The organism is Oceanihabitans sp. 2_MG-2023, assembly GCF_030547245.1.
GTDB lineage: Bacteria > Bacteroidota > Bacteroidia > Flavobacteriales > Flavobacteriaceae > Oceanihabitans.
On the sequence record NZ_JAUOQT010000003.1, the window covers coordinates 230,938 to 243,774 of the forward strand.

12 protein-coding genes are annotated in these 12,837 nt (G+C 30.6%); 8 read left to right on the forward strand and 4 right to left on the reverse strand.

The features are described 5' to 3' along the window. Positions 1 to 22: 22 nt before the first annotated feature. From Q4512_RS07725 to Q4512_RS07740, 4 genes are all read right to left on the reverse strand, one after another. Positions 23 to 1,882: a DNA topoisomerase IV subunit B gene (locus tag Q4512_RS07725; RefSeq protein ID WP_303423637.1), complete on the reverse strand. Its 1,860-nt coding sequence runs from the start codon at positions 1,880 to 1,882 to the stop codon at positions 23 to 25. A 140-nt stretch (positions 1,883 to 2,022) separates the two neighbouring features. Further along, a complete protein-coding gene (locus Q4512_RS07730; RefSeq protein ID WP_303423639.1) occupies positions 2,023 to 2,922 on the reverse strand; it encodes a DMT family transporter in 900 nt (299 codons plus the stop codon). 238 nt (positions 2,923 to 3,160) lie between these two features. Next, entirely contained in the window at positions 3,161 to 4,255 is a 1,095-nt protein-coding gene (ychF, locus tag Q4512_RS07735) for a redox-regulated ATPase YchF (protein WP_303423641.1), read from the reverse strand. 181 nt (positions 4,256 to 4,436) lie between these two features. Further along, positions 4,437 to 4,790, reverse strand: a complete 354-nt coding sequence (locus tag Q4512_RS07740; RefSeq protein WP_303423643.1) for a 4Fe-4S dicluster domain-containing protein — start codon at positions 4,788 to 4,790, stop codon at positions 4,437 to 4,439. A gap of 180 nt (positions 4,791 to 4,970) precedes the next feature. Between Q4512_RS07740 and Q4512_RS07745 the strand changes: the two genes are divergently transcribed. From Q4512_RS07745 to Q4512_RS07780, 8 genes are all read left to right on the forward strand, one after another. Further along, a complete protein-coding gene (locus tag Q4512_RS07745; protein ID WP_303423645.1) occupies positions 4,971 to 6,029 on the forward strand; it encodes an acyl-CoA reductase in 1,059 nt (352 codons plus the stop codon). A 107-nt stretch (positions 6,030 to 6,136) separates the two neighbouring features. Then, a complete protein-coding gene (gene serC / locus Q4512_RS07750; protein ID WP_303423647.1) occupies positions 6,137 to 7,201 on the forward strand; it encodes a 3-phosphoserine/phosphohydroxythreonine transaminase in 1,065 nt (354 codons plus the stop codon). Between the two features lie 77 nt (positions 7,202 to 7,278). Continuing rightward, entirely contained in the window at positions 7,279 to 8,235 is a 957-nt protein-coding gene (locus Q4512_RS07755) for a D-2-hydroxyacid dehydrogenase (RefSeq protein ID WP_303423649.1), read from the forward strand. Positions 8,236 to 8,372: 137 nt separating this feature from the next. Next, a complete protein-coding gene (locus tag Q4512_RS07760; RefSeq protein ID WP_303423651.1) occupies positions 8,373 to 9,011 on the forward strand; it encodes a DUF937 domain-containing protein in 639 nt (212 codons plus the stop codon). A gap of 76 nt (positions 9,012 to 9,087) precedes the next feature. Continuing rightward, positions 9,088 to 9,519, forward strand: coding sequence for a DUF6146 family protein (locus Q4512_RS07765; RefSeq protein ID WP_303423653.1), 432 nt, complete (start codon positions 9,088 to 9,090; stop codon positions 9,517 to 9,519). 35 nt (positions 9,520 to 9,554) lie between these two features. Continuing rightward, positions 9,555 to 10,046: a DUF6787 family protein gene (locus Q4512_RS07770; protein WP_303423655.1), complete on the forward strand. Its 492-nt coding sequence runs from the start codon at positions 9,555 to 9,557 to the stop codon at positions 10,044 to 10,046. 3 nt (positions 10,047 to 10,049) lie between these two features. Then, the gene (locus Q4512_RS07775; RefSeq protein WP_303423657.1) at positions 10,050 to 10,385 is read left to right on the forward strand and encodes a hypothetical protein; all 336 of its coding nucleotides are present in this window, start codon (positions 10,050 to 10,052) and stop codon (positions 10,383 to 10,385) included. A gap of 33 nt (positions 10,386 to 10,418) precedes the next feature. Further along, a complete protein-coding gene (locus tag Q4512_RS07780; RefSeq protein ID WP_303423659.1) occupies positions 10,419 to 12,821 on the forward strand; it encodes a TonB-dependent receptor domain-containing protein in 2,403 nt (800 codons plus the stop codon). Positions 12,822 to 12,837: the final 16 nt, after the last annotated feature.

Here is a 12,837-nt window from a genome sequence, read left to right on the forward strand (position 1 = left end):
TTTTCCTTAAGATATAATTTATTTATTTTTCTTCTTCTATTATATCTAACTCCACTTTTAAATTATTAATAATAAACTCTTGTCTTGTAGGCGTGTTTTTTCCCATGTAAAAATTTAGTAATTCTTCAATAGACATATCTTTATCTAACATTACAGGGTCTAAACGAATATCTTCACCAATAAAATGCACAAACTCATCTGGAGATATTTCACCAAGACCTTTAAATCGAGTGATTTCTGGTTTTGGTTTTAATTTGTCTATTGCACTTCGCCTTTCGTCTTCGGAGTAACAATAAATTGTTTCCTTTTTATTACGTACTCTAAACAAAGGTGTTTGTAGAATATACAAATGCCCTTCTTTTATTATTTCTGGGAAAAACTGCAGAAAAAAGGTTATTAATAATAAACGAATATGCATACCATCAACATCGGCATCTGTTGCAATTACAATATTATTATATCGCAAATCTTCTATGCTTTCTTCAATATTTAAAGCTGCTTGAAGCAAGTTGAATTCTTCGTTTTCATAAACTATTTTTTTACTTAATCCATAGCAGTTTAAAGGTTTTCCTTTTAAACTAAATACAGCTTGTGTATTAACATCACGGGATTTTGTTATACTACCAGATGCAGAATCTCCCTCTGTGATAAACAAGGTTGTCTCAAGGTTTCTTTCGTTTTTAGTATCTCCAAAATGCACACGACAATCGCGTAGTTTTTTATTATGAAGATTGGCTTTTTTTGCTCTATCTTTTGCTAGTTTTCGAATTCCAGAAAGCTCTTTACGTTCACGTTCTGCTTGTAATATTTTACGTTGAATACTTTCCGCTACATCGGTGTTTTTATGCAGAAAGTTGTCTAGATATTTTTTTAGAAAATCGTTAATATAGGTTCTTACCGTTGGTAATTCTCCTCCCATATCTGTAGAGCCTAATTTGGTTTTTGTCTGACTTTCAAAAACTGGTTCCATTACTTTTATAGCAATAGCACAAACTACAGATTTACGTATATCTGAAGCTTCATAGTTTTTACCAAAATACTCTCTTATGGTTCGTACCAATGCTTCTCTAAATGCAGCTAGATGCGTTCCTCCTTGTGTGGTATTTTGTCCGTTTACAAAAGAATGATATTGTTCACTATATTGTGTTTTACTGTGTGTTAGTGCTATTTCAATATCGTCTCCTCGTAAATGAATAATTGGGTATGTACGGTCGGTTTCATTTATGTTTTCGGATAATAAATCTTTTAAACCATTTTCGCTGTAGAATTTTTCGCCATTAAAAACAATTGTTAATCCTGGATTTAAATACACATAATACTTAAGCATTTTTTCTACATACTCGCTTCTATACTTATAGTTTTTGAAGATAATTTCGTCTGGTACGAAAGACACTTTGGTTCCCTTTCGTCTGGAAGTATCCTCTAATAATTCTTGATTGGTAAGGTTACCTTGCGCAAATTCTGCGGAAGCGCTTTTACTATCTCGAGTAGATTCTACTCTAAAAAATGAAGATAAGGCGTTTACTGCTTTGGTACCAACACCATTTAAACCTACCGATTTTTTGAAGGCTTTCGAGTCATACTTTCCTCCTGTATTCATTTTAGATACTACATCTACCACTTTACCTAAAGGTATACCACGACCATAATCGCGAACAATTACTTTACTTCCTTGAATAGAAATCTCAATGGTTTTTCCTGCTCCCATAACATACTCATCGATAGAGTTGTCTAATACTTCTTTTAAAAGAATATAGATACCATCGTCTGGTGAAGAGCCATCACCAAGTTTCCCAATATACATTCCTGGACGCATACGTATATGTTCTTTCCAGTCTAATGAGCGTATATTATCTTCGGTATAATTGGTTTCTTGAGACATAATTGAGTAAAAAAGTATGATAAGTTGCTAATATAGTATTTCGCATTAAAAAATGAAATACCCAAGGCACAAAGTAATTAACAATAAAATAGTAATGTTGTTGAGAACATTAATTTAATAGATCGTTGAGTTATAACGTGTTATTTCTTCTTGCTTTTTGAAACCAATAATACTCCTAAAATAACGACTACTGTTCCTAATATTTGTAAATATGTAAGTTTTTCATTTAAAAAAATAACTGCAAGAATAATTGTTGAAATAGGTCCTATCGCAGCAACTACTGCAAAGTTAGAAGAGTTTATTAATTGTATAGATTTTGAAACTAAAAAAGAGGGTATTACTGTAGCAAAAAAAGCGACACAAAAACCTAAAGCATAAACTTGCCATGGATAATTTAAAATTTCCTTATTTAATGTTATTCCAAAATGAATAAAAACACAAATACAAGATACTATCATGGCATATGCTGTAAAACGTATTACTCCAAACTTAGGTATTAACCAACCACTACCAACTAAATAGGATGCATAAGTTAGAGCGCTTAAAAAGACAAATAAACCTCCTAAATAGACATTTTTACCATGCAAACTAACTTCGCTTCCAAAAGTTATTATAATACCAATATAAGTAATAAAAATTGCTAGTTTTTGTTTCTTTGAAATTGGTTTTTTTAAGAAAAACTTATTAAATAATAAGACGATTGTTGGATATACAAATAAAATGATTCGCTCTAAACTAGCTTTAATATATGTTAGTCCTATAAAATCGAAATAACTAGCTAAATAATACCCTACAACACCAAAAAATATAAGCCATAAGTAATCTTTTTGTAGATTGGGTATGTCTGTTTTTTTACTGCTATAAAAATAGGCTATAGCGATATAAAATGGAAAAGAAAATAACATCCTTAAAAATAATGCACTAATAGCATCTATCTTATATTGATACATTAGTTTTACCATGACTGCTTTAGAAGAAAACATAACAATACCTAAAACACCTATTAAAATACCATATGTAAGTTTTTTTCTATCTTTCATAAGATAAAAGTAAATACTTAAATTTTAGACAAAGATATTTATGAGGCTTCTTTACGATAGTCAAACGATTAATATTCTTGTTTTCTATATCTTAAGAACTTATTTCTAAGGAGTAACAGCTTTAGAGTATGTGATTTTAAAACACCATAAAACGCATATAAAATTTTACAAAACAAAAAACGAGATGAAAATTCATCTCGTTTTTTGTTGTATTCTCTACTCTATTTTCTTTAACCTTTTACACGTTAAATAAGAAGTGCATTACATCGCCATCTTTAACTATATAATTTTTACCTTCTACTCGCATCTTACCAGCTTCTTTTACTTTAGCTTCACTACCAAAAGCAACATAATCATCGTAAGCTATTACCTCTGCTCTAATAAAACCTTTTTCAAAATCGGTATGTATAACTCCTGCTGCTTGTGGTCCAGTTGCCCCTACATTAACTGTCCAAGCTCTAACTTCTTTTACTCCTGCTGTAAAGTAGGTTTGCTGATTTAATAACTTATAAGCCGAACGAATTAATTTTGCTGCTCCAGGTTCTTCTAATCCAATATCTTGAAGAAACATTTGTCTTTCTTCATAATCATCCAATTCATTTATATCTGCTTCTGTACCAACTGCAAGCACTAATACTTCTGCATTTTCATCTTTTACAGCCTCTCTAACCTTCTCTACATAATCATTTCCAGAAACTGCCGCTCCTTCGTCTACGTTGCAAACATACATTACTGGTTTGTCTGTAATTAATTGACTAGGCTTAACAAACTCTAGATAATCTTCTTCACTAAACTCTAAAGCTCTAACCGAAATTCCTGCTTCTAAGTTTTCTTTTATCTTTAATAAAATAGCTTCTTCTTTTTGGGCTTCTTTATTCCCGGTTTTAGCGGCTCTTTTTACTTTTTCTAATTTTTTATCTACAGTTTCTAAATCTTTTAACTGTAATTCCATATCTATAGTTTCCTTATCTCTAATAGGATCTACATTACCATCAACATGCACAATGTTATCATTATCAAAACAACGTAAAACATGTAAAATAGCGTCGGTTTCTCTAATATTTGCAAGAAATTGATTCCCTAAACCTTCTCCTTTACTTGCTCCTTTAACCAAACCTGCAATATCTACAATCTCTACAGTTGCTGGTAAAACACGTTCAGGCTTTACCAATTCCTCTAACTTTTCTAATCTTGGATCCGGTACATTTACTACTCCAATATTTGGTTCAATAGTACAAAACGGAAAGTTTGCACTTTGCGCTTTAGCATTAGATAAACAATTAAATAAAGTTGACTTTCCTACGTTTGGTAATCCTACAATTCCTGCTTTCATATGTGTTTTTCCGCAAATGCGAAAATCTTTAAATTAAACTTCTTTTTCCTACTAAAGGCATGTACCTTTAAGGAAACTATTTTTTATTAGCGATTGCAAATATAGTTAATTATATACTTTTTTAAACATAAAAAAACCGAGCAATTGCTCGGTTTTTTTATGTTTAAAATATATTAAATATTTAATCTTCTGGATGCATAAATTTTTGCTTTCCTAAAAGTACTTCTTCAGTTTCTACATGATCATCATCTGGTACACAACAATCTACTGGACATACAGCAGCACATTGTGGTTCTTCATGAAAACCTTTACACTCTGTACATTTATCTGGTACAATATAGTATATTTCGTCACTTATAGGTTCTTGTGCTTCATCTGCATCTACCGATTTTCCATTTGGTAAAACCAATTTACCATCTAAACTTGTTCCGTCTTTGTATCTCCAATCGTCAGCACCTTCATAAATTGCTGTATTTGGGCATTCTGGTTCACAAGCACCACAATTAATACATTCGTCTGTTATTATTATTGCCATAGCGTAATATTTCTATTAAATTTTATAGTGTTAAAAAAAGATTCCAATTGTACAAAATTGAAATTTTTATTGAATCCATTTTATTCCTTTTAAAAAAATAGAATTAAAAAAAATTCGTTCATTTCATTTTTCTAACTTTGCGCAAAAATAACGCCAAAAGTATTCATAACCAAATACAAGATGAATTTAGACCAAAGAATTACCGCTTTTGCAAAATTAGGAGCCTTTTTAAGCCAATTTACTTCTGAAAACTTTCAGAAAAAAGAAAATATTGCGCATAATGAATTATTCTACGAAGGATTCAAACATCAAATAAAACTAGCACAAGAACATAATGGCTGGTTTACTAAAAAGAACCTCATTTTTACTTTTAATAATTGGTCTAGATCTTTAACAACCCAAAACATAAAAAGCTGGTTAGAAGTCTATGATCTTAAAGCAGGAAACACACAAAAAGTAGCGATAATCATGGCAGGAAACATCCCGCTTGTTGGTTTTCATGATTTTTTATCTGTTTTAATTTCGGGACATGAAGTTTTAGTTAAGCAGTCTAGTAATGACAAACACCTTCTACCCTTTTTAGCAAAATACATAGAACATGTAGAACCAGGTTTTAAAGGAAAAATAACTTTTACAGAAGAGAAGCTTCAAGATTTTGATGCAGTAATAGCTACAGGAAGTGATAATACTGCACGTTATTTTGAATATTATTTTAAAGGAAAACCTTCAATCATTAGAAAAAATAGAAATTCTGTTGCCATTTTATCAGGAAACGAAACAGAAGAAGAACTTAAAGCCCTATCGGAAGATATTTTTAGATACTATGGTTTAGGATGTAGAAATGTATCTAAGCTTTTTGTACCAAGAGCCTATAATTTTGATAGTTTTTTTAAAGCAATGTATCACTGGAGTCCAATAATAAACGAAAGTAAATACGCCAATAACTACGACTATAATAAAGCAGTATATTTAATGAGCGAATTTGAAATGCTAGAAAACGGTTTTTTAATGATTAAAGAAGATCTAAGTTTTGCATCACCAATAGCTACTGTTTTTTATGAATATTATAATAGTCCAGAAGCGCTTAAAACATATATTGATGCTAACACAGACAACATTCAATGTATTGTATCTAATGGTTTTAACGAAAACGAAATAGTATTTGGTAAAACCCAGCAACCAGAACTTTTTGATTATGCAGATGGTGAAGACACAATTGCATTTTTATTAAAAATTTAGTGAATAATTATCATTTTAATAACATAATTCCCTTCAAAAATTAGCACCTTTGTAACTGTTTAAAAATAAAAATTTCCGGTTTTCGGAAATGAAAAATAAATTTTTCAATGAAAAAACATAATTTTAGTGCAGGACCTAGTATTCTTCCACAAGAAGTATTATTAAAAGCTTCAGAAGCTATAATGGATTTTAACAATGATGGATTATCCTTATTAGAAATATCACACAGAAGTAAATCTTTTGTAGATGTTATGGAGAAAGCAAGATCATTAGCTTTAGAGCTTCTTGGTTTAGAAGGTAAAGGTTATAAAGCTTTATTTTTACAAGGTGGAGCTAGCACGCAGTTTTTAATGGTTGCACTTAACCTTTTAGAAAAAAGAGCTGCATATTTAAATACTGGAACCTGGAGTGATAAAGCTGTAAAAGAAGCTAAGATATATGATGATATTCTAGAAGTAGCATCTTCTAAAGATGCTGGTTATAATTATATTCCTAAAGGATTTGATATTCCTAGTGATCATGATTACTTACATATCACATCTAATAATACCATTTTTGGTACACAAATGAAAACAATTCCTAACTCTCCTATTCCTCTTGTTTGTGATATGAGTAGTGATATTTTTTCAAGAACTTTAGATTATTCAAAGTTTGATTTAATTTATGCTGGAGCGCAAAAGAATATGGGACCAGCTGGAACAACTTTAGTGATTGTTAAAGAAGATGTTTTAGGAAATGTATCTCGAAAAATACCATCGATGATGGATTATAAAGTGCATATTAGCAAAAGCAGTATGTTTAATACACCTCCTGTATTTGCTGTTTACACATCTATGTTAACCTTAGAATGGTTAAAAAACCTTGGCGGAATTAAAGCTATAGAAGAAGTAAACGAAATGAAAGCTCGTGTAATGTATTCGGAAATAGATCTAAATCCATTATTTAAAGGATATGCAAACAAAGAAGATCGTTCTAACATGAATGCAACCTTTACACTTGCTAACGAAGACTTAAAAGAAACCTTCGAAACCATGCTTAAAGAAGCAGGTATTAGTGGTTTAAATGGTCACAGAAGTATTGGCGGTTATAGAGCATCTATGTACAATGCATTACCTTTAGATAGTGTAAAGGCATTAGTAGAAGTAATGAGCGAACTAGAAACAAAAGCATAAAATAAATTTTAATTTAAAGTGGAAATGGTAATCGTGTAAAAACGTTTTGTTTTCCACTTTCATATAATATATAAAACATGAAAGTATTAGCAAATGACGGAATTTCTCAAAGCGGAGTAAAAGCTTTAGAAGAAGCAGGTTTTGAAGTTTCAACTACTACAGTAGCACAAGAACAACTAATAAACTACATTAATACAAATGATATTAGCACATTACTAGTTAGAAGTGCAACAACAGTACGTCAAGATTTAATTGATGCTTGCCCAAGCTTAAAAATTATTGGTCGTGGTGGTGTTGGTATGGACAACATCGATGTAGAATATGCACGTAGCAAAGGTTTAAACGTAATTAATACTCCAGCTGCATCTTCACAATCTGTTGCCGAATTAGTTTTTGCACACTTATATGGTGGTGTTCGTTTTTTACATGACTCGAATAGAAATATGCCACTAGATGGAGATTCTAAATTTAAAGCATTAAAGAAAAATTATGCTAAAGGAATCGAATTAAGAGGAAAAACTATTGGTATTATTGGCTTTGGGCGTATTGGACGTGAAGTAGCAAAAATAGCTTTAGGTGTAGGTATGAAAGTAATAGCTGCAGATATGTTTATTGAAAATGCTGAGATTGCTCTTGATTTCTTTGATGGACAGTCATTAAAATTTAATATCGCAACACAACCTTTAGAAGCGGTTTTAAAAGAAGCAGATTTTATTTCTTTACACGTACCAGCACAAAAAGACTATGTTATTGGTAAAGCACAATTTGAATTAATGAAAGATGGTGTTGGTATTGTTAATGCAGCAAGAGGTGGTGTTATTGATGAAGTTGCTCTAATTGAAGCTTTAGAGTCAGGAAAAGTTGCCTTTGCAGGTTTAGATACTTTTGAAAACGAACCAACTCCAGCTATTCCAGTTTTAATGAACGGAAGAGTTTCTCTTACTCCTCATATTGGTGCAGCAACAAATGAAGCACAAGATAGAATTGGTACTGAATTAGCAGAACAAATTAAAAACATACTTTTAAACGCATAAAAGAAACACTTTATCGTTGATTTTATGTGAATTAAAAAAACAAAGCCTTAACAAAAACGTTAAGGCTTTTTTTGTGTAAATTAGTGGTATACCTTTTGGTATATAAATTTTATTATTAATTTAAATACAAAATAAAAATGTCAGGAATTTTAGACTTATTAAACAGTGACCTTGGAAAAACTATCATTAGTGGTGTATCAGGTTCAACTGGAACAGATCAAAACAAAACTAGCAGCGTATTAACTATGGCTTTACCAGTTTTAATGAAAGCTATGGAGCGTAACGCTTCTACTCCTCAAGGTGCCGAAGGTTTAATGGGAGCCTTAAGTGGTAAACATAATGGAAGCATACTAGATAACCTTGGTGGTTTATTTGGAGGTGGTGTTGATGATGAAGTTACTAATGATGGTGATAAGATTTTAGGTCATGTTCTTGGTGATAAAAAACAAGGAGTTGAAAAAATTCTTGGTGAAAAATCTGGTTTAGATGCTGGTTCTGTTGCCAACATCTTAAAGGTTGCAGCCCCAATTTTAATGGGAGTTATAGGAAAGCAAGCAAGTCAAAACAATGTTAGCTCTTCAGGAGATTTAAGTGGATTATTAGGTGGATTACTAGGTGGTAGCGGAGCACAAGAAGAACAAAGTTTCCTTGAAAAAATATTAGATGCTGATGGAGATGGTAGCGTAATTGATGACGTTGCAGGAATGGTTCTTGGTAATGCCAACAAATCTGGTGGACTTGGTGGTTTATTAGGTGGTCTTTTTGGAGGGAAATAATTATTCCTCATTTAATTTAACTTAAATGCCAAACGAAAGTTTGGCATTTTTTGTATTTTTATATAAATAACTCCATATGAAATCTTTAATCTATATACTATTTATTTGCACTTTATTAGTTGCTTGTAATACAACTAAAAATAAACCTGTTGTACAAGAAACAAAACATGCAATAGAAAACGATACGGTTAGTATAATAAACAAAGAATTAGAATATGAGGTAATAATTATTGAACCTGGTTTTAATACTTGGCTAGTTAGTAGAGCTAAACCAGAAGGTTATTACACACAAAGTTATTTAGAGAATAAAAACATTCTATTTGTAAATGAATGGAATACACGTGTTCTTAACCCAAGTAAGTATGATCCCAATCTATATGAAATGAGAATAAATTACGAATATGGTGTCGATTATGGCTATGAGGTTAATTATAAAATATACAACTACTTTATATTCTTTCAATTACAATATAATCAACAATTAACAGGTTTTATTCCTAGAAATTAAACTCTGTTATGTATTTTTGCATGGAAATAAAATGCATGGAAAAATTTAAACAACGCTGGGAAATTCAAAAAAATTGGCAATTGCTTTTTCCTTTACTAGGTATACTAATAATTTTGTACTCTGCTTTTAAAATTTCTAATAGATTAGCTGCAAATTTTCATACTAGCATTAAAATAGTTCTAACTATAGTTTTAGCTTATGCATTAATGCATTTCTTTTTATATCTATTTAAAAAAGTAAAAAATAAGTGGCAAGTAACCTATAGGTGGGAAATGATTACCATTTTTATTGTTTTTGCAATAACGGGTTCTTCTTCCTTATTTGTTGGAAGACCATTAATGAAGTGGATAGGAATTACTAAAGAAAACCTAAACATATTTGTTTATTGGATTCTTTATATTATTATTGGGCTAATTTTCTATCAAATACTATTAGTAACATTTGGTTGGCTATTTGGACAACATAAATTCTTTTGGGAATTTGAAAAGAAAATGCTAAAACGATTTGGCTTAGGTAGATTTTTATAATACATGAAACCCTTTCAAGAACATAGCGTCTTTAAATTACTATCTATAATCTTGATAGTAACTTTACTTACACCAAGTTTGGTGAAAGTAGGACATGTTTTTGAAAACCATAAACACGATGTTTGTACAGATAATTTAAGTCAAACACACCTTCATGCTCTAGACCTAGATTGCGAATTTTACAAGTTTAAGTTAAATACAAAATATTATACCGTTTTAAATAATTTTAGATTAAGTGTTGAAGAAAACTTCTCTAAAATTAACAATACATTTTATTACTTTCTTAATAATCATCAGCAATTATCTTTTTCTCTTCGTGGACCGCCTTCTTTAGTTTAATAAAAGTAATTATTTAAACTAAATTTATTTACAATGAAATATTATGTAATGATTTTGTGTTGTTTTTTATTCAACATAACACAAAGTCAAAACTGTAATTCTTCTTTATATGGAGAAATACATGATTTTCATGATGGTACAGCAATATCAAATGCTACCATATTTATTGAAAATCTAAACAAATATACAACCACAGATATTGATGGAAAATTTTCTGTAGCTAACCTTTGCGATGGTCAAATTACTATTGTTGTCTCACATCTAGCATGTGAAACCAAGAGATTAGAAATACAGGTTAAAGGGGAAACTTTTAAAACCATTAATTTAGAGCATCATATAGAAGAGCTTCATGAAGTAGAAGTTAAAGGAAGTGCAAACTCCAAATTAACCAAAACCTCTCAAGAAACACTCTTAAAAACAGAAACTATTGAGCGCTATAGTTCTCTTAATCTTGGAGATGCTTTAAAACAAGTTAGTGGTATATCTTCTATTAACACAGGTAGTACTATAGTAAAACCTGTAATCAATGGATTACATAGTAGTAGAATTATTGTAATGACAAATGGTGTTAGGTTACAAGATCAAGATTGGGGTATTGAACACGCTCCAAATATCGACTTAAATACAGCTGGAAGCATTACTGTTTTAAAAGGAGCTAATGCCTTAGCTTATGGAGGAGATGCAATTGGTGGTGTAATTGTAATTGAGCCATCTAAAATTAGATTAAATGATTCGCTTTACGGAAAAACAATTATTAGTGGTCATACCAATGGCAGAGGCTATAGTTTTAATACTTCATTAACCAAAACCTATCAAAAAGGATGGTATCTAGGTGCACAAGCTTCTATGAAACGTTTTGGTGATTTTGAAGCTCCTGACTATAGTTTAACCAACACTGGCTTAAATGCTAAAGGATTTTCTATTAATGGAGGTTATAAAACATTTGAACAAGGTTTTAATGTAAATTACAGCTATTTAGATAATGAAATTGCAATTTTAAGAGCATCTCACATTGGAAACATTGAAGACCTTGTCAATGCCATTAATAGTCCACAACCCTTAGTAATCAATGATTTTAGTTATGATATAGAGGCTCCAAAACAAGAAGTGACACATCAAATTTTAAAAACCTCTTTTTATAAACGTTTTAAAAATTTTGGGAGATTAGAAATACAGTATGACTTTCAAAACAACCAACGCTATGAGTACGACGTAAGACGGGATAGTGATGACAATGATAAGCCTGCTGTAGATTTAACCTTAAAAACACACACTTTAAAAACAAGTCTAAAATTAGATGCTAAAAGTAATTTCACCTATAATTTAGGTGTTAATGCTGGTTATCAAAATAATTTTGCCGACCCAAGTACAGATGTTAGACGTTTAATTCCGGATTATGATAAGTATGACTTAGGTGCTTTTATTATTACGAATTACAGAATAAATAATGACGTGCATTTGGATTTTGGGATTCGATATGATTTTAACCAAATTGATGCAAAGAAATACTATCTAACTAGTCGTTGGGAAGAACGTGGTTATGATGTCGATTTTAATGATATTGTTATAGAAGATTTAGGAACACAATTATTAACAAATCCTAAATTTGAATACCATAATATCTCTGCTTCTGCTGGAGTTTCTTATAAAGTAAACGATAAAAATAGTTTCATTTTAAATTATGGTTTATCCAATAGAGCGCCAAATCCTTCCGAATTATTTAGCGATGGATTACACCATTCGGCAGCAAGAATTGAATTAGGAGACTTACGTATTCAAAAAGAGACTTCTAATAGAATTTCTGGGACGTACCATTATGAAAACAAAGGACTTTCATTAAATTTTGAAGCATTTTATAATCATATAAACAACTATATTTTTATAAAGCCAACTGGAGTTGAATACACTAATCGTGGTGCTTTTCCTGTATGGAGCTATAATCAAACCAATGCTGCTTTATATGGATTAGACTTAACTGCAAACTATAATTTTAACACGCAGTGGTTTTATAAAAACAAATCGTCTTATATAAAAGGAAACGATTTAAGTCAAAACGAAGACTTAATTGACATTCCATCTATAAAGACAGTCAATATTATTGGGTATTCTAATGAAAAATGGTTGCATTTTAATACCGAATTACAAAGCGAGTTGGTGTTGAGACAAAAGGATTATCCAAATAATAATTTTGAAGTTTATATTCCAACAACTGAAGAAATGGTAGAATTAGATATTAGTTCTACTCCACCAACCTATCACTTATTACATTTACAAAGTAATATTACACTAGATCTATCTAAAAAAACAGATGTAAACATAGGTCTTAATATTACCAATATTTTTAATACTAATTATAGAGAAAACCTGAATAGATTACGATATTTTGCTGATGATCTAGGAAGAAATATCATGTTACAATTAAAATTAAATTATTAACAAGTTAAAAAACACA

What these genes read in the sequence shown, in the direction of transcription:
- Q4512_RS07725 (WP_303423637.1), bottom strand. Translation starts at nt 1,882, where the DNA reads ATGTCTCAAGAAACCAATTATACCGAAGATAATATACGCTCATTAGAC.
- Q4512_RS07730 (WP_303423639.1), bottom strand. Translation starts at nt 2,922, where the DNA reads ATGAAAGATAGAAAAAAACTTACATATGGTATTTTAATAGGTGTTTTA.
- ychF (WP_303423641.1), bottom strand. Translation starts at nt 4,255, where the DNA reads ATGAAAGCAGGAATTGTAGGATTACCAAACGTAGGAAAGTCAACTTTA.
- Q4512_RS07740 (WP_303423643.1), bottom strand. Translation starts at nt 4,790, where the DNA reads ATGGCAATAATAATAACAGACGAATGTATTAATTGTGGTGCTTGTGAA.
- Q4512_RS07745 (WP_303423645.1), top strand. Translation starts at nt 4,971, where the DNA reads ATGAATTTAGACCAAAGAATTACCGCTTTTGCAAAATTAGGAGCCTTT.
- serC (WP_303423647.1), top strand. Translation starts at nt 6,137, where the DNA reads ATGAAAAAACATAATTTTAGTGCAGGACCTAGTATTCTTCCACAAGAA.
- Q4512_RS07755 (WP_303423649.1), top strand. Translation starts at nt 7,279, where the DNA reads ATGAAAGTATTAGCAAATGACGGAATTTCTCAAAGCGGAGTAAAAGCT.
- Q4512_RS07760 (WP_303423651.1), top strand. Translation starts at nt 8,373, where the DNA reads ATGTCAGGAATTTTAGACTTATTAAACAGTGACCTTGGAAAAACTATC.
- Q4512_RS07765 (WP_303423653.1), top strand. Translation starts at nt 9,088, where the DNA reads ATGAAATCTTTAATCTATATACTATTTATTTGCACTTTATTAGTTGCT.
- Q4512_RS07770 (WP_303423655.1), top strand. Translation starts at nt 9,555, where the DNA reads ATGGAAAAATTTAAACAACGCTGGGAAATTCAAAAAAATTGGCAATTG.
- Q4512_RS07775 (WP_303423657.1), top strand. Translation starts at nt 10,050, where the DNA reads ATGAAACCCTTTCAAGAACATAGCGTCTTTAAATTACTATCTATAATC.
- Q4512_RS07780 (WP_303423659.1), top strand. Translation starts at nt 10,419, where the DNA reads ATGAAATATTATGTAATGATTTTGTGTTGTTTTTTATTCAACATAACA.